Source organism: Nocardioides secundeburneus (assembly GCF_039939255.1).
Taxonomy (GTDB): domain Bacteria; phylum Actinomycetota; class Actinomycetes; order Propionibacteriales; family Nocardioidaceae; genus Nocardioides.
The window spans coordinates 297463-319244 of record NZ_JBDUUE010000003.1 but is presented as its reverse complement, the minus strand read 5'-3'; the positions used below and the strand labels follow the sequence as shown (position 1 = coordinate 319244).

General features: G+C 73.1%; 23 protein-coding genes. 12 read left to right on the top strand and 11 right to left on the bottom strand.

The features are described 5' to 3' along the window. Positions 1-11: 11 nt before the first annotated feature. The 4 genes from whiA to uvrC all read right to left on the bottom strand — a co-directional run bounded on the left by whiA (position 12) and on the right by uvrC (position 4972). Positions 12-995: a DNA-binding protein WhiA gene (gene whiA, locus ABFT23_RS09685; RefSeq protein ID WP_347894617.1), complete on the bottom strand. Its 984-nt coding sequence runs from the start codon at positions 993-995 to the stop codon at positions 12-14. Positions 996-1094: 99 nt separating this feature from the next. After that, positions 1095-2075, bottom strand: a complete 981-nt coding sequence (locus tag ABFT23_RS09680; RefSeq protein WP_347894615.1) for a gluconeogenesis factor YvcK family protein — start codon at positions 2073-2075, stop codon at positions 1095-1097. 6 nt (positions 2076-2081) lie between these two features. Further along, positions 2082-2975, bottom strand: a complete 894-nt coding sequence (rapZ, locus tag ABFT23_RS09675; RefSeq protein WP_347894613.1) for an RNase adapter RapZ — start codon at positions 2973-2975, stop codon at positions 2082-2084. Next, positions 2972-4972, bottom strand: a complete 2001-nt coding sequence (gene uvrC / locus ABFT23_RS09670) for an excinuclease ABC subunit UvrC (RefSeq protein ID WP_347894611.1) — start codon at positions 4970-4972, stop codon at positions 2972-2974. Before uvrC ends, rapZ begins: the two co-directional genes overlap by 4 nt. An 80-nt stretch (positions 4973-5052) precedes the next feature. Between uvrC and ABFT23_RS09665 the strand changes: the two genes are divergently transcribed. Next, positions 5053-6351: a pyridine nucleotide-disulfide oxidoreductase gene (locus ABFT23_RS09665; protein ID WP_347894609.1), complete on the top strand. Its 1299-nt coding sequence runs from the start codon at positions 5053-5055 to the stop codon at positions 6349-6351. On the opposite strand, the gene ABFT23_RS09660 is transcribed toward ABFT23_RS09665, so the two are convergent. The 3 genes from ABFT23_RS09660 to uvrA all read right to left on the bottom strand — a co-directional run bounded on the left by ABFT23_RS09660 (position 6352) and on the right by uvrA (position 10419). After that, positions 6352-6771 carry a Rieske (2Fe-2S) protein gene (locus ABFT23_RS09660; RefSeq protein WP_347894607.1) on the bottom strand — a complete coding sequence of 140 codons (420 nt, stop codon included), beginning with the start codon at positions 6769-6771 and terminating at the stop codon, positions 6352-6354. Continuing rightward, positions 6768-7286, bottom strand: a complete 519-nt coding sequence (locus tag ABFT23_RS09655; protein WP_347894605.1) for a Rieske (2Fe-2S) protein — start codon at positions 7284-7286, stop codon at positions 6768-6770. The genes ABFT23_RS09660 and ABFT23_RS09655 overlap by 4 nt, the downstream gene beginning before the upstream one ends. A gap of 97 nt (positions 7287-7383) precedes the next feature. Next, a complete protein-coding gene (gene uvrA, locus ABFT23_RS09650; RefSeq protein ID WP_347894603.1) occupies positions 7384-10419 on the bottom strand; it encodes an excinuclease ABC subunit UvrA in 3036 nt (1011 codons plus the stop codon). A 191-nt stretch (positions 10420-10610) separates the two neighbouring features. On the opposite strand from uvrA, the gene ABFT23_RS09645 reads away from it, so the two are divergent. Then, positions 10611-11381 carry a maleylpyruvate isomerase family mycothiol-dependent enzyme gene (locus ABFT23_RS09645; RefSeq protein ID WP_347894601.1) on the top strand — a complete coding sequence of 257 codons (771 nt, stop codon included), beginning with the start codon at positions 10611-10613 and terminating at the stop codon, positions 11379-11381. Between the two features lie 5 nt (positions 11382-11386). Further along, positions 11387-12076 carry an MBL fold metallo-hydrolase gene (locus ABFT23_RS09640; RefSeq protein WP_347895073.1) on the top strand — a complete coding sequence of 230 codons (690 nt, stop codon included), beginning with the start codon at positions 11387-11389 and terminating at the stop codon, positions 12074-12076. A 69-nt stretch (positions 12077-12145) separates the two neighbouring features. Here the strand turns inward: ABFT23_RS09640 and ABFT23_RS09635 are convergent, their stop codons facing one another. Next, positions 12146-12406 carry a hypothetical protein gene (locus ABFT23_RS09635; protein WP_347894599.1) on the bottom strand — a complete coding sequence of 87 codons (261 nt, stop codon included), beginning with the start codon at positions 12404-12406 and terminating at the stop codon, positions 12146-12148. A 301-nt stretch (positions 12407-12707) separates the two neighbouring features. Here ABFT23_RS09635 and ABFT23_RS09630 point away from each other — a divergent pair, with 301 nt between their 5' ends. From ABFT23_RS09630 to ABFT23_RS09620, 3 genes are all read left to right on the top strand, one after another. Continuing rightward, positions 12708-13187 carry a hypothetical protein gene (locus ABFT23_RS09630; protein WP_347894597.1) on the top strand — a complete coding sequence of 160 codons (480 nt, stop codon included), beginning with the start codon at positions 12708-12710 and terminating at the stop codon, positions 13185-13187. Between the two features lie 100 nt (positions 13188-13287). After that, positions 13288-13890 (top strand): hypothetical protein, encoded by a 603-nt coding sequence (locus ABFT23_RS09625; RefSeq protein WP_347894595.1) that lies wholly within the window; start codon positions 13288-13290, stop codon positions 13888-13890. A 2-nt stretch (positions 13891-13892) separates the two neighbouring features. Continuing rightward, positions 13893-14531, top strand: coding sequence for a hypothetical protein (locus tag ABFT23_RS09620; protein ID WP_347894593.1), 639 nt, complete (start codon positions 13893-13895; stop codon positions 14529-14531). A 25-nt stretch (positions 14532-14556) separates the two neighbouring features. On the opposite strand, the gene ABFT23_RS09615 is transcribed toward ABFT23_RS09620, so the two are convergent. Further along, positions 14557-14931, bottom strand: a complete 375-nt coding sequence (locus ABFT23_RS09615; protein WP_347894591.1) for a hypothetical protein — start codon at positions 14929-14931, stop codon at positions 14557-14559. Positions 14932-15067: 136 nt separating this feature from the next. Here ABFT23_RS09615 and ABFT23_RS09610 point away from each other — a divergent pair, with 136 nt between their 5' ends. The 4 genes from ABFT23_RS09610 (at position 15068) to ABFT23_RS09595 (ending at position 17900) form a co-directional block, all read left to right on the top strand. Beyond that, a complete protein-coding gene (locus ABFT23_RS09610) occupies positions 15068-15892 on the top strand; it encodes a cytochrome c biogenesis CcdA family protein (RefSeq protein WP_347894589.1) in 825 nt (274 codons plus the stop codon). Between the two features lie 58 nt (positions 15893-15950). Continuing rightward, positions 15951-16250, top strand: coding sequence for a hypothetical protein (locus ABFT23_RS09605; protein ID WP_347894587.1), 300 nt, complete (start codon positions 15951-15953; stop codon positions 16248-16250). Positions 16251-16323: 73 nt separating this feature from the next. Further along, positions 16324-17160: a membrane protein insertase YidC gene (gene yidC, locus ABFT23_RS09600; RefSeq protein WP_347894585.1), complete on the top strand. Its 837-nt coding sequence runs from the start codon at positions 16324-16326 to the stop codon at positions 17158-17160. A gap of 41 nt (positions 17161-17201) precedes the next feature. Beyond that, on the top strand, positions 17202-17900 hold the full coding sequence (locus ABFT23_RS09595; protein ID WP_347894583.1) for a DUF899 family protein: 699 nt from the start codon (positions 17202-17204) through the stop codon (positions 17898-17900). Positions 17901-17906: 6 nt separating this feature from the next. On the opposite strand, the gene ABFT23_RS09590 is transcribed toward ABFT23_RS09595, so the two are convergent. Continuing rightward, positions 17907-18950, bottom strand: a complete 1044-nt coding sequence (locus tag ABFT23_RS09590; RefSeq protein ID WP_347894581.1) for an LLM class F420-dependent oxidoreductase — start codon at positions 18948-18950, stop codon at positions 17907-17909. A gap of 183 nt (positions 18951-19133) precedes the next feature. Here ABFT23_RS09590 and ABFT23_RS09585 point away from each other — a divergent pair, with 183 nt between their 5' ends. After that, positions 19134-19868: a DUF4190 domain-containing protein gene (locus ABFT23_RS09585; RefSeq protein ID WP_347894579.1), complete on the top strand. Its 735-nt coding sequence runs from the start codon at positions 19134-19136 to the stop codon at positions 19866-19868. Here ABFT23_RS09585 and ABFT23_RS09580 read toward each other — a convergent pair. Further along, the gene (locus ABFT23_RS09580) at positions 19852-20745 is read right to left on the bottom strand and encodes a LysR family transcriptional regulator (protein WP_347894577.1); all 894 of its coding nucleotides are present in this window, start codon (positions 20743-20745) and stop codon (positions 19852-19854) included. The genes ABFT23_RS09585 and ABFT23_RS09580 overlap by 17 nt on opposite strands. Before the next feature lie 103 nt (positions 20746-20848). Between ABFT23_RS09580 and ABFT23_RS09575 the strand changes: the two genes are divergently transcribed. After that, a complete protein-coding gene (locus tag ABFT23_RS09575) occupies positions 20849-21751 on the top strand; it encodes an SDR family oxidoreductase (RefSeq protein WP_347894575.1) in 903 nt (300 codons plus the stop codon). The last annotated feature ends 31 nt before the right edge of the window (positions 21752-21782 follow it).

Sequence of the window (21782 nt, the reverse complement as noted above, 5' to 3'; positions counted from 1 at the left end):
GGATCGATCAGTCAGTCGTCGGCGAGCATGTCGGGGGTCAGCGAGGCCTCGGTGTCGGGGACGCCGAGCTCCTCGGCGCGCTTGTCGGCCATCGCGAGCAATCGGCGGATGCGGCCGGCGATGGCGTCCTTGGTCAGCTGCGGCTCGTGCAGCTGGCCGAGCTCCTCCAGCGAGGCCTGCTTGTGCTCGAGCCGGAGGGTGCCGGCGAGCTTGAGGTGGTCGGGGACCTCCTCGCCGAGGATCTCCATGGCCCGCTCGACGCGCGCCCCCGCGGCGACGGCGGCCCGCGCCGAGCGGCGCAGGTTGGCGTCGTCGAAGTTCGCGAGGCGGTTGGCGGTGGCGCGCACCTCGCGGCGCATGCGCCGTTCTTCCCAGGCCATGAGCGTCTCGTGGGCACCGAGCCGGGTGAGCAGCTGGCCGATGGCGTCGCCGTCGCGGATGACCACGCGGTCGACGCCGCGTACCTCGCGTGACTTGGCCTGGATGCCGAGCCGGCGGGCCAGGCCGACCAGCGCGAGCGCCGAGTCGGGGCCGGGGCAGGTGATCTCGAGGGACGACGACCGGCCCGGCTCGGTGAGCGAGCCGTGGGCGAGGAAGGCCCCGCGCCACGCCGCGACCGCGTCGCAGCCGCTGCCGGAGACGACGGCGGGCGGCAGGCCCCGCACGGGCCGGCCGCGCTGGTCGAGCAGCCCGGTCTGGCGGGCGAGCGACTCGCCCTCCTTGACCACGCGCACGATGTAGCGCGAGCCCTTGCGGATGCCGTTGCCCTGCACCATCACGACGTCGGACTTGTGCCCGTAGACCTCGTCGATGTCGCGGCGCAGGCGCCGTGCTGCGGCGCCGGTGTCGAGCTCGGCCTCGACGACGATCTTGCCGCTCACGATGTGGAGGCCGCCGGCGAAGCGGAGCATCGTGGCGACCTCGGCCTTGCGGCAGCAGGTCTTGGTGACCTGGGTATTGGCGAGCTCTGCCTTCACCTGCGCCGTCATCGCCATGAGGGCGATCCTCCCACGCGCGTCAACAACCCTCCCCGGAGGGTCAATCCCCTGTGCTGGTTGGGGAAAACCCTCGTCACACCGCGCGCACCACCAGCCTCAGGAGCCGTGCTCCATGATGCGGGAGAAGGCGGCCGCGAGCTTGTCGTGGTCGTGCCGGGCGGTGCCGTCGTCGCGGGCGACGTCGTCGACGACGAGGCGCGCGCCGGAGGCCTCGACGAGCGTGCGCAGGGCCTCGGCCTGGCCGTCGGGCAGGTCGGCCGCGTCGGCGAGCACGGTGTGGACCGTGAGGTCGGGCGCGTGCTCGAACAGGACGGCGAGGTGGTCGGCGGGGTCGAAGCCGCCGGTCTCACCAGCCTGCTCCTCGAGGTTGAGGACGACGACGAGCCGGGCGTCGGTGGAGACCAGCGCCTGGCGCAGCGCGGGCACGCGCAGGTGCGGGATGACCGAGGAGAACCACGAGCCGGGTCCGAGGAAGGCCCAGTCGGCCTCGGCGATCTTGGCCAGCGCGACGGGGCTGACCTCGGGGTCGGGGGGCTCGAGGTCGATGGCGGTGATGACGCCGTCGGTGGTGGCGACCTCGACCTGTCCGCGGACCGTCGTGAGCGCGTCGGGGTCGCCGGGCACGAGGCCGCGGACCTCGGCCCGGATGTCCATCGGCGTGAGCGCCATCGGCAGCACCCGGCCCTTGGCGCCCAGCAGGCGACCGACCCAGTCGAGGGCGTCGACGTGGTCGCCGAGCAGCTCCCAGAGGCTGACGATGAGCAGGTTGCCGACGACGTGGCCGCGCATGTCGCCGTTGCCCTCGAAGCGGTGCTGGAGCACCCGGGCCCAGGTGTCGCCCCACGTGTCGTTGCCGCAGAGCGCGGCGAGAGCCATGCGCAGGTCGCCGGGCGGCAGGACGCCGAACTCGCCGCGGAGGCGACCCGAGCTGCCGCCGTTGTCGGCGACGGTGACGATGGCGGTGAGGTCGTCGACGGTGAGGTCGTCGACCAGGGTGCGGAGCGCGGAGAGCGAGGCGTGCAGGCCGTGGCCGCCGCCGAGGGCCACCACCGCCTGGGCGCGGGTCGAGCTGGTCACGGTGGGCTACTCGCGCCCGAGGTCGCGGTGGACCGGGTTGGCGTCGAAGCCGGCCCGGCGCAGCCGGCCGGCGATCTCCTCGGTCATCGCGACGCTGCGGTGCTTGCCGCCGGTGCACCCGATGGCCACGCGCATGAACCGCTTGCCCTCGCGCAGGTAGCCGGGCGTGACCCCGGCCAGCACGGGCACGTAGGCGTCGAGGAACTGCGAGGCGCCGGGCTGGGACTTCACGTAGTCGGCGACCTCGGTGTCGCGGCCCGTGCCGTGCCGCAGCTCGGGCACCCAGTGCGGGTTGGGCAGGAAGCGCATGTCGGCCACGAAGTCGGCGTCGACCGGGATGCCGTACTTGAAGCCGAAGCTGATCACGGTGACCTTGAGCCCGGTGGTCTCGGGCGTGCCGAACGCCTCGGCCACCCGGTCGGTGAGCTGGTGGACGTTGAGCGCGGAGGTGTCGATGACGAGGTCGGCGTCGCCCCGCAGGTCGGCGAGCACCCGTCGCTCGCGCTGGAGACCGTCGAGCAGGCGGCCCGAGGCCTGCAGCGGGTGCGGACGGCGCACGGCCTCCTGCCGGCGCACCAGGACGTCGTCGGCGGCGTCGAGGAACAGCAGCGTGGTGCGGCGACTGCCCGGCTCCTCGTCGCGACGTTGTGCCAGGTGGGTGCGCAGGCCCGCGAAGAACGAGCCCGACCGCACGTCGACCACCACCGCGATGCGCTGGCGCGGACCGTGGCTCTCGTCGACGAGCCGCACGATGTCGGGCAGCAGGCTCGGCGGCAGGTTGTCGACGACGAAGTAGCCGAGGTCCTCCAGCTCCTTGGCCGCGGTGCTGCGACCGGCCCCGGTCATGCCGGTGACGACCACGATCTCGCCGCGCTCGGTGGTGGGCGGGACGTCGCTCACGACTCGATCACCTCTCCCGTGGCCGTGTTCACGGCGACAGTCTTGCGGGTGGTCGCCGCCTGCTCCACCGCGGCCTTGATGGCTTCGGCCGTGCGGGGGCCGATGCCCGGCACCTGGGCGATCTCGGCCACCTCGGCCTCGCGGAGCTTCTTGAGGGAGCCGAAGTGCTTGAGCAGCGTCTTGCGGCGCACCTCGCCGAGCCCGGGGACGTCGTCGAGCATCGACTCGACCATGGTCTTCGACCGGCGTCCGGCGTGGTGGGTGTTGGCGAAGCGGTGCGCCTCGTCGCGGATGCGTTGCAGGAGGTAGAGACCCTCGGACGACCGCGCGAGGATGACGGGGTCGTCCTCCCCCGGCAGCCAGACCTCCTCGAGCCGCTTGGCGAGCCCGCACACGGCGATGTCGTTGATGCCGAGCTCGGTGAGCGCCTGCTGGGCGGCCGCGACCTGCGGCGCGCCGCCGTCGACGACGACGAGGCCCGGCGCGTAGGCGAACTTGCGCGGGCGACCCGTCTCGGGATCGACCAGCATCGGCCCCTGCTCGGTCTGGCGGGTCTCGGAGCGGCCCTGCTCGTCGAGCAGCCGCCGGAAGCGTCGGGTGATCACCTCGTGCATCGAGGCGACGTCGTTCTGCTTGTCGACGCCCTTGATCACGAACCGGCGGTACTCGCCCTTGCGGGACAGCCCGTCCTCGAAGACGACCATCGAGGCGACGACCTCGGTGCCCTGCAGGTGGGCGACGTCGTAGCACTCGATGCGCAGCGGCGCCTCGTCGAGGTCGAGGGCCTCCTTGATCTCGTCGAGGGCGCGGTTGCGCGTGGTGAGGTCGCTGGCCCGCTTGGTCTTGTGGAGGGCGAGCGCCTGCTTGGCATTGGCCTCGACGGTCTCCTGCAAGGTCTTCTTGTCGCCGCGCTGCGGGACCCGGATCTGCACCCGGGAGCCCCGCAGGTCGGAGAGCAGCTGCTCGAACGTGTCGGGGTCGGGCGGCAGCTCGGGGACGAGGATCTCCTTCGGCACCGAGTCCGGATCTCCGGCGTAGAGCTGCAGGAGGAAGTCGTCGACCAGCTCGGGGGTGCCACCCTCGGCCACCCGGTCGGCGACCCAGCCGCGCTGGCCGCGGATGCGCCCGCCGCGCACGTAGAAGATCTGGACGGCGACCTCGAGCGGGTCTTCGGCGAGCGCGATGACGTCGGCGTCGGCGCCGTCGCCGAGCACGACGGCCTGCTTCTCGAGGGCACGCTGCATGGCCCCGAGGTCGTCGCGCAGCCGCGCGGCCCGCTCGAACTCCATGGCCTCGGAGGCGGCGTACATCTCGCGCTCGATGCGCTTGACGAACGGTCGGGTCTGGCCGGCCATGAAGGCACAGAAGTCGTCGACGATGGCGCGGTGCTCGTCGGCGCTGACCTCGCCGGTGCACGGGGCCGAGCACTTGCCGATGTAGCCGAGCAGGCACGGACGGCCGACCTGCTGCGAGCGCTTGAACACCCCGTTGCTGCACGAGCGCATCGGGAAGACGCGCAACAGGATGTCGACGGTCTCGCGGATGGCCCAGGCGTGGCTGTAGGGCCCGAAGTAGCGGGTGCCCTTGCGCTTGGCGCCGCGACCGACCATCACCCGGGGGAACTCGTCGCCGACCGTGACCGCGAGCCACGGGTAGGACTTGTCGTCGCGGTACTTGACGTTGAAGCGGGGGTCGTACTCCTTGATCCAGGAGTACTCGAGCTGGAGCGCCTCGACCTCGGTGTTGACGACGGTCCACTCGACGCGGGCCGCCGTGGTGACCATCGTGGCGGTGCGCTGGTGCAGGTTGGCGACGTCTTGGAAGTAGGACGACAGCCGCGCCCGCAGGTTCTTGGCCTTGCCGACGTAGATCACCCGGTCGCGCGCGTCGCGGAAGCGGTAGACGCCCGGCTCGGTGGGGATGGAGCCCGGCTCGGGACGGTAGGACAACGGCCCCCGGCTGCTGCGGGAGGAGCGTTCGGAGCGGGCGGGTGGCACGTCGTCCACCCTACGAGTCACCACCGACACTCCCGAGTGTCGACTTGGCCTGCTTAGTCGAGTGGCTTACTGTGTTTTGCATGCTCCCCCGCGACCGGTACGGACTGGCCCTGTCCACGAGCACCGAGGCCGCGGCGGCCTACTGCCGCGGGCTCGACGACCTCCTCCGTCTGCGGTCGGGCTCGGCGGGGGCGTTCGCCACCTCGATCGTGCTCGACCCCACCTTCGCCCTGGGCCACGCCGCGCTGGCCCTCGTCGGGCACGACCTGTGCGTCGAGGTCGACGTCGTCGGCCGCATGCGCGACGCCGAGCGCCACGCCTACCGCGGCACCGAGCGCGAGCAGAGCCACGTGGCCGCCGTCCTCGCGCACCTGCGGGGCGACCCCCGACCGATCGTCGACCACCTGGAGCGGTTCCCGGTCGACGCGCTGCTGCTCTCGGCCGCCGTGCCGACCATCGCCTTCGCCGGCGTCACCGAGGTGCCCGAGCAGGCCTGGGCCATCGTCGAGCAGGCGGCGCCGGCCTACGGCGACGACTGGTGGTACGCCGGGCTGCTCGCCTTCGTCCGGCAGGAGCAGGAGCGCTGGGACGAGGCCTACGACCTCGCCTGCACCTCGCTCGCCGAGCAGCCGGACGCCGGCCACTCCGCCCACGCCCGCGCCCACGTGCACTACGAGACCGGCGACCACGCCTGCGGTCTGCGCTGGATGGACGGCTGGGTCACCGGCGACGGCGCCGACATCGAGAGCCTGACCCACTTCTCCTGGCACGCGGCACTGCACGAGATGTCGCTCGGCGACCTCGCCGCCGTCCGCCGCCGCTACGACACGCAGCTGCGGCCCGAGCTGGCCACGGGGTGCCGCGCCCTGGTCGACACCGGCTCGCTGCTGATCCGGTGGGCGATGACGCCCGACGCCGAGCAGGTGCCCGGCCTCGACCGGGTGGCCACCGCGGTCGGGCGCGACGTGCTCGTGCGCCCGTCGACGCCGTTCTTGGCGATGCACTCGGCCGCCACCCTGCTCGCCCTCGGCGACGGTGCCGGGCTCACCTCGCTCGCGACCTGGGCGAGCGCCCACGGCCACCCGACCCAGCGCGAGGTCATCGCGCCCCTGGCGCGGGCGCTGCACGAGCTGCACGCCGGCCAGGCCTCGGCGGCCGCGAGCGCGCTCGCCGCGATCGCTGGCTCGGTGCGTCGCGTCGGCGGCTCCGACGCGCAGCGCGAGCTGGTCGAGGAGATCCGCATCGCCGCGCTCCTGCGCGCCGACCGGTCCGACGAGGCCCGCGACCTGCTCGATGCGCGGCTCGACCGCCGTCCGTCGGGTCGCGACACCGCGTGGCGACGCCGGTGCGGGGCGGTCCCCGCCGACCTCTCGGCGTAGCTAGGCGGCGACCACCTGGTCGCCCTCGACCGCGACGGCGATCTCCTCGAGCGGGCTCGAGGCGGGCGGGTTGACGACCGAGCCGTCGTCGATCGAGAACGCGCTGCCGTGGGCGGGGCACCTGATCTCGCCGCCCTCGACGGCGTCGACCGCGACCCCCTGGTGGGTGCACCGGCTCGAGAAGCCCTTGAACACGCCCTCGGTGGGCTGCGTGACGACCATGTTGGCGTCGGGCAGCACGACGCCACCGCCGACCGGCACGTCGGCCGCGGCCACGAGTCCGGCGCCGGCCTCGGGCGCGGCTCCCCCGCCGCCGGAGTCGCCGTCGCCCCCGCCGCAGGCGGCGAGCACGCACGCCACGCCGAGTGCGCCCATGCCCTGGAAGACGATGCGCCGGCTCGGCCGGAACCCGGCGGTCACGTGAGCACCACCTGGTCGCCCTCGACGGTGAACCCGGCGGCCGCCAGTGGCGTCGTGGCCGGGCCCTGGATCGCGTCGCCGGTCGTGAGGTCGAACGTGCTGCCGTGGCACGGGCAGGTGATCACGTCGGTGACCTGTCCGACCGGGCAACCGGCGTGGGTGCAGATCGAGGAGAAGACCTTGATGTCGCCCTCGGTCGGCTGGGTGACGACGACCTGCTCGTCGGCGAGGATCACGCCGCTGCCGATGGGCACGTCGGCCGTGCTCACCACGCCGTCGACGGCCGGCGCGCTCGTCTCGGGTGCGGCCGACGACGTGGCGCCGCCGGACGGCGCGGCGCTGCTGGGGGCCGAGGAGCTGCTGGGCGCCGAGGAGCTGCTGGAGCCGGTCGTGTCGGTGGCGGTGCCGCCGTCGTCGCCGCACGCGGAGAGGACCGGCAGCGCGAGACCCACGCTCGTGGCCCCGGCGAGGGCACGGCGCCTCGTGAGCGGGGTACCGACTGGTCTGGTGGTCACGACAGGCTCCTCGGGATCGGGCAGCGGGTTCGCCAGGTAGTTGAAGCGAACACTATCCAGGTGAGAGGACCATGAGAACGACCTGCTCGCGGGCCCGTCAGCGAGCCTTCCGGGCCGTGCGCGCCGTCTTCTTCGCCGCCGTCTTCTTCGCTGCCGTCTTCTTCGCTGCCGTCTTCTTCGCTGCCGTCTTCTTCGCCGGGGCCTTGGTCGCGGCGGACGTGGTCGCCGGCGCCCGGCGCCCGGCCGGGGCCGTGGACGCGGCCAGCTTGCGCGTGGGCTGACGGGCCTCGCGGCCGTCGAGCAGCGGCCTGAGGAACTGGCCGGTGTAGCTCGTCGGGTCGGCCGCGACGTCCTCGGGCGTGCCCTCGGCGACGACGGTGCCGCCGCGCGAGCCACCCTCGGGCCCCATGTCGACCAGCCAGTCGGCGGTCTTGATGACGTCGAGGTTGTGCTCGATGACCAGCACGGTGTTGCCGTTGTCGACGAGGCGGCCGAGCACCAGCAGCAGCTTGCGGATGTCCTCGAAGTGCAGGCCGGTGGTGGGCTCGTCGAGCACGTAGACCGTGCGGCCGGTGGACCGCTTCTGCAGCTCGGCGGAGAGCTTGACCCGCTGGGCCTCGCCGCCCGAGAGCGTGGTGGCCGGCTGGCCGAGGCGGACGTAGCCGAGGCCGACCTCGACGAGGGTCTTCATGTGGCGCGCGATCGCGGGGACGGCGGCGAAGAAGTCGACGGCCTCCTCGATGGGCATGTCGAGGACCTCGGCGATGGTCTTGCCCTTGTAGTGCACCTCGAGCGTCTCGCGGTTGTAGCGCGCCCCGTGGCACACCTCGCAGGGCACGTAGACGTCGGGCAGGAAGTTCATCTCGATCTTGATGGTGCCGTCGCCGGCGCACGCCTCGCACCGGCCACCCTTGACGTTGAACGAGAACCGCCCCTGCAGGTAGCCACGCATCTTGGCCTCGGGCGTGGCCGCGAACAGCTTGCGGATGTGGTCGAAGACGCCGGTGTAGGTGGCCGGGTTGGAGCGCGGGGTGCGTCCGATGGGCGACTGGTCGACGTGGATGACCTTGTCGACGTGGTCGAGGCCGGTGATCTTCTGGTGCCGGCCGGGGACGGTGCGCGCGTGGTAGATCTGCTTGGCCAGCGAGGTGTAGAGGATGTCGTTGACCAGCGTGGACTTGCCCGAGCCCGAGACGCCGGTGACGGCGACGAAGAGCCCGAGCGGGAACGAGACGTCGACGTTCTGCAGGTTGTTCTCGCGGGCGCCGTGCACGCGCAGCTCGCGCCCCACGGTGCGCGGACGACGGACCTCCGGCACCGGGATCTCCCGGCGTCCGGAGAGGTACTGGCCGGTCATGGAGTCGGGGTGCGCGAGCAGACCCTCGACGGTGCCGGAGTGGACGACCTGGCCGCCGTGCTCGCCGGCGCCGGGGCCGATGTCGACGACCCAGTCGGCGGTGCGGATGGTGTCCTCGTCGTGCTCGACGACGATGAGCGTGTTGCCGAGGTCCTTGAGCCGCACGAGGGTCTCGATGAGGCGCTGGTTGTCGCGCTGGTGCAGCCCGATCGACGGCTCGTCGAGCACGTAGAGCACGCCGACGAGACCGGCGCCGATCTGCGTGGCGAGCCGGATGCGCTGGGCCTCGCCGCCCGACAGCGACCCGGACGGGCGGTCGAGCGAGAGGTAGTCGAGGCCGACGTCGAGCAGGAAGCGCAGCCGCTCCTGGATCTCCTTCAGCACCCGCTCGCCGATCTGGCGCTCACGGGCGGTGAGCTCGAGGTCGCCGAGGAACTCGGCGGTCTCGTTGATCGGCAGCGCACAGATCTCGGCGATGTTCTTGCCGCCGAGGTGGACCGCCATCGAGACGGGCCTGAGCCGGCTGCCGCGACAGGCCGGGCACGGCACCTCGCGCATGTAACCCTCGAAGCGGTCGCGGCTGGTGTCGGACTCGGCCTCGCGGTGGCGGCGCTCGATGTAGGGCCGCACGCCCTCGAAGGTGGCGTTGTAGGAGCGCTCGCGGCCGTAGCGGTTGCGCGTGACCACGTGCACCTTGGCGTGGTGACCGTCGAGGATGGAGCGTCGCGCGGCGCTGGTGAGGTCTTCCCAGGGGGTGTCGAGGTCGAAGCCGACGGTGTCGCCGAGCGCGCCGAGCAGCTTCTGGAAGTACTCCCCCACGCTGGCGTTGTCCCAGGGCTGGATGGCGCCCTCGCCGAGGGTCGCGGTGGTGTCGGGGACGACGAGCTCGGGGTCGACCTCCATCTTGGTGCCGAGACCCGTGCAGACGGGGCACGCGCCGAACGGGGAGTTGAACGAGAACGAGCGCGGCTCGAGGTCGTCGGTGTCGATGGCGTGGTCGTTGGGGCACGACATCTTCTCGCTGAACTTCACCTCGCGCTCGGGGTGCTTGGCCTCGCGGTCGACGAAGTCGAAGACCACCAGGCCACCGGCGAGGTTGAGCGCGGTCTCGACCGAGTCGGTGAGGCGCTGCTTGGACGACGCCTTGACCGCCAGCCGGTCGACGACGACCTCGATGGTGTGCTTCTTCTGCTTGTCGAGCTTCGGCGGCTCGTCGAGCGTGTGGGTCTCGCCGTTGACCCGCACCCGGCCGAAGCCCTGGGTCTGCAGCTGCTTGAACAGCTCGACGTACTCGCCCTTGCGGCCGCGGACGACCGGGCTGAGCACCTGGAAGCGGACGCCGTCCTCCATGGCCAGCACGCGGTCGACGATCTGCTGCGGCGTCTGACGCTCGATGGGCGCACCGCACGTGGGGCAGTGGGGCCGGCCGGCGCGGGCGAACAGCAGCCGGAGGTAGTCGTAGACCTCGGTGATGGTGCCGACCGTCGAGCGCGGGTTCTTCGACGTCGACTTCTGGTCGATCGAGACCGCGGGCGAGAGTCCCTCGATGAAGTCGACGTCGGGCTTGTCCATCTGGCCGAGGAACTGGCGCGCGTAGGCCGACAGCGACTCGACGTAGCGGCGCTGACCCTCGGCGAAGATCGTGTCGAACGCCAGCGACGACTTGCCCGAGCCCGACAGGCCGGTGAAGACGACGAGCGAGTCGCGCGGGAGGTCGATCGAGACGTCCTTGAGGTTGTGCTCGCGCGCGCCTCGGACGATGAGCTGGTCAATCACTGGAGTCCCTCGGGATCGACGTGGGTGGACTGCTGGCAGGCCAGGAGTTCGAACAAGTGTTCGCCGCGAGGCCGCCGCTGGCAACTCGCCGCGCCGCCGTCGGGCGGCCCGCCCAGCCTAGGTGCCGCCACCGACAGCGCGCCCCCACGGAGGGGTTACCCGGACCGCCCTCACCCGCCAGGATGGTCCGGGTGACCCACCCGGACGGCCCCGCGCACCCTTTCAGCCCCACTGGCCCCGCCGACCCCACGACCCCCACCGAGCGGGCTACCGCCGACGGCACGCAGGCACTGCTGCGTGACGCGACTCACCGTCTCGTGCGCGCGGTCGACGGCATGGACGACGCCGCCTACGGCGAGCCGTCGGGCCTGCCCGGCTGGACCCGCGGGCACGTCGTCGCTCACCTGGCCCTCAACGCCGAGGCCCTGGCCGGCGTCCTGCGGGCGGTCACCGAGGGCGCCGAGCCCGGCGAGATCGCCATGTACGCCGACGACGTGCAGCGCGACGCCGACATCGACGCCCTCGCCGCGGCCGGCGCCACGGCGCTGCGCACACGGCTCTACGGCGCCGTCTCCGACCTGGCGCAGGCGCTCGACGACCTGCCGGCCGACCGGGCCGACGTCGTCGTCGAGCGGACGCCGGGCAGCGAGCGCACCTTCCGCGCCGGCGACGTGGTCACCATGCGGCTCGGCGAGCTCGAGATCCACGGCGTCGACCTCGACCTCGGCTACACCCCCGCCGACTGGCCGGCGGCGTTCGCGGTCTCGCTGGTCGACCGCCTCGCCGCACGCGCCCCGGCCACCCTCGTCGCCAGCGACACGGGTCACACCTGGCAGGCTGGGGACGCCGACGCACCCACGATCACCGGCACCGTCGCCGACCTCGGCTGGTGGCTCACCGGGCGGGGCGACGGCACGACCCTGACGAGCGACGGCGACCTGCCGCGGATCGAGAGCTGGTGACCCCCATGACCGACGACGAGTACTCCGGTGACGTGACGGTCGGCGGTGAGCCCGACGTGCGTGAGCTGGCGCACCTGCGGATCACGAAGGTCGCCGTCGACGAGCAGATGAGCAACAACTGCTACCTGCTGACCTGCAAGCAGACCGGCGACCAGGTGCTGGTCGACGCCGCCGCCGAGCCGCAGACGCTGCTGCCCATGCTCACCGACGGCCTGGCCGCCGTCGTCACCACCCACCAGCACTGGGACCACCACCGCGCCCTGGCCGACGTCGTCGGCGTCACCGGCGCGGCGGTGCTGGCCGGCGAGCCCGACGCCGACGCGATCACCGAGCAGACCGGCGTCGAGGTCACCCGCCGGCTCGTGCAGGGCGACACGGTGGCGGTCGGCGCGTGCACGCTCGACGTCATCGCGATCGCCGGGCACACCCCGGGCTCGGTGGCCCTTGTCTACGACGACTCCGCCGACGGCGGCCTGCACCACCTCTTCACCGGCGACACCCTGTTCCCGGGCGGCGTCGGCGGCACCTTCGGCGACGACAAGGAGGCGCTGTTCGTGCAGCTGCTCGACGACGTCGAGACCAAGGTGTTCGGCACCCTGCCCGACTCGACGTGGTTCTACCCCGGCCACGGCGGCGACTCGACCCTCGGCGCCCAGCGCCCGCACCTGGCGGAGTGGCGCGAGCGCGGCTGGTGAACCAGACGGGGCCCGCCCCGGTCGTGACGACCGGTGCGGGCCCCGATCCAGTTGGGGGGAATCGGTGACTCAGGCGGTGAGGCCCTCGTCGCCGAGCTGACCGGCCGCCGCCGACGTCCGCCGGGCCGGGTGGGGGGACCGGCCGGAGCTGTCGACGGGGACCGTGTGCACGGGGGAACCGGAGAGCACGCCGCTGACGTCGGCCTGCTGCGACCACGTGAGCCAGTCGGCGCGGACCTGACGCTGCCGCTCGCGGCGCACGAACGAGGCCGCGAGCATGGCCAGACCGAAGAGCGCGATCGCAGCGTTGAGGGCGCTCAGAGCGGTCATGGTGGTTCTACCTCCTCGGATCCGGGGGGAGGAGCCCGGTCGGGCCGCCCGGGGCGGCCCGCCCGGAGGTGTCGTGGGGGGACACATGATGTGGACGAACGACCTCCGCGAAGAGGCCTTGTCAGACAGTGAACCCGATCTGGGCGCCCACGTCACGTGTTACTCGAATTTTGATGTTTCGGTCTAGACCGCAGCCTGATCTGTTACCAACTTGTGGATCTAGCTCGACGCTTCCTCGTGTGGTAGCCACCTCACCCGGCCCCGGGGTGTCGAAGAGCCTCAGCGCGGGTACATCCGGATCGTGCCCACGTCCGTGAAGCTGCTCGCCGCCATCGCGGCCCTCTGCCTGCTCGGAGCCGCCGTGTCGCTGCTGTGGCGCCCGTCGATCAGGTTCACCTCCGGGTTCACCGTCAAGTGCCAGAGCACCACCGACGCTCTCGGGGGCGAGCCGGCCGCGATCGAGGACGATCGCGCCGACGTCACCGACGGCCGGTCCGCCTACGACGATCTCGTGAACAGCGAGGTCGAGCTCGACGAGCCGTCCAACGACCTCCTCGGGCTCGGGGCCGACGCCGGTTACGCCCGCGACGTCGCGGTCGCCGGCGGGATCGCGTCGGCCTGCAGCGCACGGCACACCGAGCTCACGGCGCAGGGGCTCGGCGTGAGCGTCGTGGGCGTGCTCGCCGCGAGCGGCGCGATGTCGATCTACCGGACGTCGCCGCGCAGGCCCCGGCCTCCTCGGCCCGGCACCTACGTGCCGCCGGACGTGCCCAGCGGCTAGGAGCCGATCTCGTCGGTACGTCGCGCGCCGGCCGGCCACCACCTCGGACTCGCGCACCAGCGGCGTGGTTGGTCGCCGCCGGGCCGGGCAGGATGACCGCATGGCCTCTCGCAACGCCGTCATCGGGTCCGTCTCGTCCGTCGTGGTCGTCGCCGCGGCGGTGGGGTTGCTGTTCGCCGTCCGGGCCGTCGGCGCCGACGAGCTCGACCTGCCGGCGGAGGTCGACGGCTTCACCGCGATCGACACGGTCCGGGCGAGCGGCACCGGCACCGACGACGACGTCGCGCGGCGGGCCGCGGCCGACGACGAGGACGCCGAGGGCTGGTCGGAGGCCTTCGACGGCGCCGCGGCCGCCGTCCGGTCGTACGTCGACCTCGACAGCGGCGACACCGCCACCCTGTCCGCGGTCGCCGTCGCGGCCGACATGGGGGTGCTGGTGCCGACGAGCGGGTTCCCCGACCCGGCCGAGCTCGGCCTCGCCCTGCCGCGCGAGGAGCGGGTGGTCGACGGCGACGTCGAGTGCGTGCTCACCCGGGTCAGCCCGCCGGTCGCCGGGCGCGACTACCAGCCCGACGAGGCCACCCCCGACGCCGTCACCTGCCAGCGCCGCTCGGCGACGCTGACGGTGCGGGTCGCCGGGCCGGTCGCCGACCCCGACCGGGTGGTCGGCGTCGTCGACGACCTGTGGGACGAGCTGCGGTAGTCGTGGACCTCGGCTCGACGCTCGGCGTCCTGTGCCTCGTGGTCCCGGTCGCCGGGTTCGCGCTGGTCGCAGCATCGATGGTCCACCACGCCCGTGTCGTGCGTCGACGCCGTGAGCTGATGTCGGGCTACGCCGGGCACCGCGAGTGGCGGTTCTCGCCGTCCGGCGCCGGGCTCGAGCGCCGGTTGACCGGCGACCCGTTCGGCAAGGGCAGCCGCCGCACGGCGTCCAACGTCGTCGAGGGCCGCTACGAGGGACGCACCTTCCTCGCCTTCGACTACCGCTACACGACCAGCTCGGACGACAGCACGAGCACGCACCCGTTCTCGGTCGTCGCGATGCACCTCGGCGCGCTCGCCCAGCCGGTCCCGATGCTCCAGGTGGCGCCGCAGGGCACGCTGGGCCGGTTCTTCCGCAGCCTGTTCGGTGGCGACCTCGCGCTCGGCGACGCCGCTTTCGACGCCCGGTTCCACGTGCGCACGACCAGCCCCGAGCTGGCCCGTGACGTGCTCCACCCCGACCTGCGCGCGATGCTCACGGCCTACCGGGACCGCGCCTGGCGTCTCGAGGGCGACTCGCTGCTGATGGTCCGCGGCGGCCAGCACTCACCGCCGAGATCGACGCCGTGCTGGCCTCGATGACGGCGATCCTCGACCGGGTGCCGCCCTACGTGTGGGACCGGCTGCGCGGTGGCGAGAAGCCGCGCTGAGCGTCGCGCCGACGTCGCAGCGCTCCCCCGGCCGCCATCCCGACGCCGAACCAGGTGATCGCCACGGTGAACGCCGCGAGCAGCAGGAAGAGCAGGAACTCGAGGAACCCGGCCCAGTCGTCGTCGCCCTGCGCGGCCTGGGAGACGACGACGTAGCCGACCACCGCCACCAGCACCGTCGCCGCGACGCCTCCCCCGACGACGACCAGACCCGGCCGCGCGCGCTGGAACCCGAACCAGCCGACGAGGTAGCCCGCACCGAGGACGGCGACGACGCCAGCGATCCAGGCGCCCAGGCCGACGACGTCCTCGACGGTGACGAGCGGGAGCATCCGCGCACCGTACGCGACACCGGCGCCGGCGTGCGACGGTCGAGCTCGCTCCGCCGATCGTCGGTGTGGACCACACCCTCGCTACGATCGGCACCGGACGACGACGCAGGACCGAGAGGACATCGAGGCGCAGCACATGGAAGAGCTCCGCCTCGTCATCTCCTCCGGCTCGCTGGTCTGGGCCGTGCCCGTCGCGCTGCTCGGCGGGTTCCTGTCGTTCTTCAGCCCGTGCATCATCCCCCTGCTGCCGGCCTACCTGTCCTACATGTCGGGCGTCTCGGTCGAGACGATCGTCGGCCAGGACGCCGCCAAGACCTCCAGCGGCGGTGGCGCCAGCGGTGGCACGAGCGGTGCGACCGCCGTTGCCGTCGAGACCGCGCCGCGCTCGCGGATGGCCCTGGCCGCGCTGCTGTTCGTCGCGGGGTTCGCCGCGACCTTCACCGCGCTCGGCGTCGCGGTGGGCTCGGTGGGCCGGTGGCTGTTCAGCAACCGCGACACGATCTCCCTCGTCGCCGGTCTCGTGCTGGTCGTGCTCGGCGTCATGCTCGTGCTCGACCGGCGCCTCGGGCTGCTCGGGCGCACGCTGCCGGTCAAGGTGCCCAGCGGCGGCATCGTCGCCGCGCCGTTCATCGGGGCCGCGCTGGCGGTCACCTGGCTGCCGTGCATCGGCCCGATCCTGGGCGCCATCTACACCCTCGGCTACCTCGGCTCGGCCGAGCGCAACCTGGTCCTGCTCGGCGCCTACTCGATCGGCCTCGGCCTGCCGTTCCTCATCGCCGCCGTCGCGTTCACGCGCTTCTCGGGCACCATCGCCTGGATGAGGCGCCACCACCGGGCGGTGGCGGTCACCTCCGGCTCGCTGCTCATCGCCGTCGGCGCGCTGCTGGCGCTCGGCCTGTGGCTGACCATCGCGCAGCAGGTGCAGGTGCTCGCGCTCGACTGGGGCTTCACCGGCGTCTGACCGACGTCCGACCGGCATCCGACCCCGTCGACGACGCCCACCCCGTACCCTGGTGCGCGTGGGTGACGACCGGGCCGTGGCGCGAGTTCGCGCCGTGGTGCTCGCGCTCGCCGCCGGACTCGTCGCTCTGCTGGCGCCCACCCTCGCCGGCGTCGACGGCACCACCACGCTCACCGGCACGCTCCTCGCCGTCGCCGTGGCCGCACTCTTCGCCGCGGCCCGCGAGACCGCCGCCTGGCTGGTGCGGACGTCGTCCGGGCGGCACGAGAGCGGCCGGCCGGTGCCCCTGGTGCTCACCACCCGGGCCACCGACCCGGTGCACCACCCGCTGCGCCCGCGCGCTCCCGGTCGCGACTAGCCGTCCGCCCCGGACCCCGGTCCCCGGGCGGGCAGACGCCTCAGTCGCCCTCCCAGTCCAGGAGCCACCCCGCATGTCCCTGCTCGACCCGCTCACCCACGCCCTGTCCGTCGTCGTCGCCGGCGTGCACGACGGCCTCACCGCCCTCGGCGCCGACCCCGCCTCGGGCGTCACCTGGTGCCTGTCGATCGCCGCCGTCGTGGTCGTCGTCCGCTCGGCGCTGCTGCCGATCACCGTCCACGGCGTCCGGGGCGCCCACGCCGCCGCCCGTGCCCGGCCGCACCTCAAGGAGCTCTCCGCCAAGTACAAGGGCCGCACCGACCAGGAGGCGATCAAGGCGCAGGTCGAGGCGCGCCGCGAGATCGCCGCCGAGCACGGCATGTCGCGGCTCGGGTGCCTGCCGCTGCTCGTGCAGATCCCGATCTGGATCGCGCTGTACCACCTGCTCCGCGACGTCGCGAACGGCAAGAGCGTCGGACTCCTCGACGCCGGCCAGGTCGACGACCTCGCGCGCGCCCGGCTCTTCGGGGTGCCCCTGACCGACCACGGCTACCTCGGCTCCGGGGCGGGGCACTTCCTGGTGGTCGTCGGTCTCGCCGCCGTGGCCGCCGGGCTAGGGTTCGTCACCCAGAAGGTGTTCGCCCAGCAGAACATGAACACCGCCGACCTGCCCGAGTCGATGGCGAGCGCCCAGCGGATCGTGCCGTTCGTCTCCTCGATCGGCATCCTCGTCGCCGGCCACGTCGTGCCGGTGGCCCTCGTCTTCTACTGGGCGTGCGGCGCCGTGTGGACCTGCGCGCAGACCGCCGTGGTCTGGCGCTGGTTCCCCACCCCGGGCACCCCGGCCGCCCGGCGGCACGGCGAGGGCTACTCGGGCCTGCCGGCCAAGGCGCCGCGGACGGCGTCCTGAGGCACCGATGAGTTCGGCGGCCGCGGCGGGTCGCCACTGCCATGAGCACCGACACGCCCGCGCCCGCCCTGCCGCCCGTCGTCGACCTCGAGACCTGGCAGCGCGAGCTCGCCGACCTCCGGGTGCGCGAGAAGGCCGCCACCCGCAAGCTCGACGCCATCGCGGCCCAGCGGCGCCGCCTGCCCGCCGTCCGGATGCCCGACTACACGCTCGAGGGCGAGCACGGGCCGCTCCGGCTGGTCGACGTCTTCGGCGACGCGCAGCAGCTCATCGTCTACCACCACATGTGGTTCCCGGAGGCGGAGTGGCAGTGCGGCGGGTGCACCGGCTTCACCTCCCAGTTCACCCGGCTCGAGGGTCTGGCCGCCTTCGACGCCCGGTTCGTGGTGGTCACCCAGGGGCCGATCGCCGAGGCGCTCGCCTACCGCGACAAGGTCGGCAACCGGATGACCTGGTACTCGACGGCGGACAGCCCGTTCGGCGCCGACGTGGGCGCGCCGGCCGGCGGCGGGTTCGCCGTCAACGTGTTCCTGCGCGACGGCGACACCGTCTACCGCACCTGGCACACCGACGGGCGCGGCACCGAGCAGCTCAGCTACCTGTTCCCGCTCGTCGACGTGCTGCCCTACGGCCGCCAGGAGGAGTGGCAGGACTCCCCCGACGGCTGGCCGCAGGGACCGGCCTACGAGCGCTGGCTCGACTCCCCCGACATCGCGGCGGCGTACGGCCCCCGCACCTGAGCCCGCTCACGCGAGCAGGTCGGCGACCTTGCGCAGCTCGGCGGCGTCGCGGAACGACAGCATCAGGGTGGTCACGCCGGTCTCCTCCCACGCCGCGACCTTGTCCACGACCTCGGCGGGCGAGCCGATGATGTGGAGGTCGTCGACGAGCTCGTCGGGGATGAGCGCGGTGGCCTCGTCCTTGCGGCCCTCGAGGTAGAGCTCCTGCACCCGGGCGGCGAGCTCCTCGTAGCCCATGCGCACGAACACGGCGTTGTGGAAGTTGGCCTCGGCCGCCCCCATGCCGCCCATGTAGAGCGACACCGTGGGCTTGAGGGCGTCGACGACGGCCTGCTTGGCCTCGGGGGTCTCGCAGATCTGCAGGTGACAGGTCGCGGCGATCTCGAAGTCGGCGCGGCTGCGGCGGGCCCCGGGGCGCGCGAAGCCCTCGTCGAGCCAGGGCTGGTACATCGCGGCCGACCGCGGTGTGTAGAAGATCGGGATCCAGCCGTCGGCGATCTCGGCGGTCTGGGCTACGTTCTTCGGCCCCTCGGCGCCCAGCCAGATCGGGATGTCGGAGCGCAACGGGTGCACGATCGGCTTGAGCGGCTTGCCGAGCCCGACCGAGCCGGGGCCCGTGTAGGGCAGCGGGTGGTGCGGGCCGTCGTTGGTGACCGGCGCCTCGCGGGCCAGGACCTTGCGGACGATGTCGACGACCTCGCGGGTGCGCGCCAGCGGCTTGGCGAACGGCTGGCCGTACCAGCCCTCGACGACCTGCGGCCCGCTCACGCCCATGCCCAGCACCACCCGGCCGCCGGTGAGGTGGTCGAGGGTGAGGGCGTGCATGGCGATGGACGCCGGCGACCGGCCCGACATCTGCACGATCGAGGTGCCGAGCCGCACGCGCTGCGTGTCACGGCCCCACCAGGCCAGCGGGGTGAAGGCGTCGGAGCCCCACGCCTCGGCGGTGAAGATCGCGTCGAACCCCGACTCCTCGGCCGCGGCGACCAGCTCGCCGGCGTTCGCCGGGGGCTGCGCGCCCCAGTAGCCCAGCTGCAGTCCCAGCTTCACCGCGCCACCTCCGAGACAGCGAGGAGATGGGTCTCGCGGGGAGACCGAGGAGTCGCACGAGCCAGGGACGGGCTCGTGACCGGCGTCTCACGATGCATGCGGCCACTGTGTCAGAACGCCTCCCGCAGGAGCAGAACGCGGTCGAGCCGTTTCGGCCCGGTCCGCGAAGGGCACTGTCGCTCCGTGACCCAGCCGCCCTACGCCTCCCACCCCTACCCGGCGTACGGCACGCAGCCACCGCCACCTGCCCCGCCCACGAACGGGCTGGCGATCGCCGCCCTCGTGCTCGGCGTCCTCACCCTGTTGTTCTCGGTGGTGCCGTTCGTCAACCTCGTCGGCCTGCTCACCGGGCTCACGGCCATCGGGCTCGGTCTCGGCGGGTTCGCCCACGCGCGGCGGCACGGCCGCGGGGCGGTCATGGCCGGGTTCGGGATCGGCACGGCCGTCGTCGGCATGGTGGTCTCGGTGCTCGTCACGTTCGTGGTCGGCAAGGCGTTCCTCGGCTTCTTCGAGGAGGTCACGCAGACCGCCGACGTGCCCGAGCCCGCGGGCTCGATCGGAGAGTGGGTGCCACTCGACGAGGACGACGTCGAGGTCCGGCTGGACGACGTGACCTGCGACCAGGAACCGGCCGACGACGGCGACCACACCTGCACCGTCACGTTCTCGGTGCGCAACGAGAGCCCCTCCACGGTGTCCCTCGGCGGCGACGAGGTCGCCGCCGTCGTCGACGACGACTACGACAGCCTGCGCATCGTCGACGACCAGGGCTTTCCCGACAGCTACGCCGTCGCGTCCGGTGAGACCGTGTCGGGCAGCGGCACCGTCGACGTGCCGAACGTGGGCAGCATCGACGCCGTCGCGTTCAACCTCCTGCGGATGCGGAGCAGCACCACGACCGTCATCTCCGTCGGCTGACCGCGGGCACCGGCCCGAAGGCGTCACGGGCCAGCACGACGAACGCCTCGACGACGCCCGAACGCTCCCCGGCGCGGGTCGCGACGACCAGCGGCACGGGTGCGAGGCCTTCGACCGGCACCGTGGTCAGGTCGCGGCGCAGCAGGCCGTCGGGTCCGGGGGCGGGCATCAGGGTGAGCGCCTCGCCCGAGGCCACGTGCTCGAACTTGTCCTCGCGCTCGGAGGCCAGGGGCCCGTCGGGCGCCCTGCTGCCGTCGGGGCGGGGGTCGACCCGCCAGAACGCGTCGCGGACCGGGTCGACCGAGCGCACCAGTGGCTCGTGCGCGAAGTCGTCGAGCGCCACCTGCTCTTTTCCGGCCAGCGGGTGGTCACGACGGACGACGAGCACGCGCGGCTCCTCGCGCAGCACCTCCACGTCGAGACCGTCGTCGGCGAAGGGCCCGCGTCCGACGACGACGTCGACGCGGCGCTCGAGCAGCGCCTCGCGCAGGTCGTCCCACGCGACGTGCGCGGTGACGACCTCGGCGTCGGGGTGGGCACGGCGCAGCGAGCGGACGACGTCGGTGACCACGACGTCGCCGGCCCACCCGACGACCGCACGGCGGGGCGCGGCGGCGGCGCGGGCCTCGGCGACGGCGGCGTCGGCCGCGCGCAGCAGCTCACGGGCGCGCGGCAGGAAGGCACGTCCGGCGTCGGTCAGCGTGCTGCCCTGTGCGGAGCGGTCGAGGAGCCGGGCCCCGACCAGGTGCTCGAGGCGGGCCACCTGCCGGCTCAGCGACGGCTGCGCGACGTGCAGGGCCTCGGCGGCGCGACCGAAGTGCTGGTGCTCGGCGACCGCGGCGAAGTAGCGGACGAGCCGCAGGTCGAGGTCGGGCACCCTCCCACCGTAGCCCGCTGACCGGCGCTCATGCCCGGCCCGCATGAGCCGGTGCGGAACAGGTCTTGGAAAACGGAGGACGTCTCCGCCTAGCGTCGGAGCCATGAAGATCTACGTCACCGGTGCCTCCGGGTTCATCGGCTCCGCCCTCGTCCGCGAGCTGGTCGCGGCCGGCCACTCCGTCACGGGCCTCGCCCGCTCCGACCGCGGCGCTGCCGCCGTCGAGGCGGCCGGCGCCGCCGTCCACCGCGGCGACATCCACGACCCAGCGGGCGTCGCCGCCGGGGTCGGCGACGCCGACGGCGTCGTCCACCTCGCCTTCGACCACGACGACATGAGCCAGATCCACGCCAACGGCCAGCTCGACCTCGAGGTCGTGCGAGCGCTCGGCGACGAGCTGGCCGGCAGCGACCGGGCACTCGTCGTCACCTCCGGCAGCGCGATCGTCTCCTCCGCGGCCGGCGTCGCCACCGAGCACACCCCCGTCGACCCGACCAGCATCGACGGCGCCGCCCGCGGCCCGTCGGAGGAGCTCACCCTCGCCCTGGCCGAGCGCGGCGTGCGCTCGAGCCTGGTGCGTCTCTCGCCGTCGGTGCACGGCACGGGCGACACCCACGGCTTCGTGCCGACCCTGGTGCGGGTGGCCCGGGAGAAGGGTGTCGCGGCCTACGTCGGCGACGGCGAGAACGTGTGGCCGGCCGTGCACCGCCTCGACGCCGCGCACCTGTTCGCGCTCGCGGTCGAGGCGGCGCCCGCCGGCACGCGGCTGCACGGGGTGGCCGAGCAGGGAGTCCGCACCCGTGACATCGCCGCCGCGATCGGCGAGCGGCTCGGGATCCCGACGACCTCCCTCGACCCGGCCGACGCGGCGGCGCACTTCGGCTGGCTCGCCGGCTTCGCCTCGGTCGACAACCCGACGTCGTCGGTCCTGACCCGCGAGTGGCTCGGCTGGACGCCGTCGGGGCCGGCGCTGCTGCAGGACGTCGCCGGCGGCGTCTACGGGTGACGCCGGCCCGCTCCCCTGTTCGCCGGTCGCG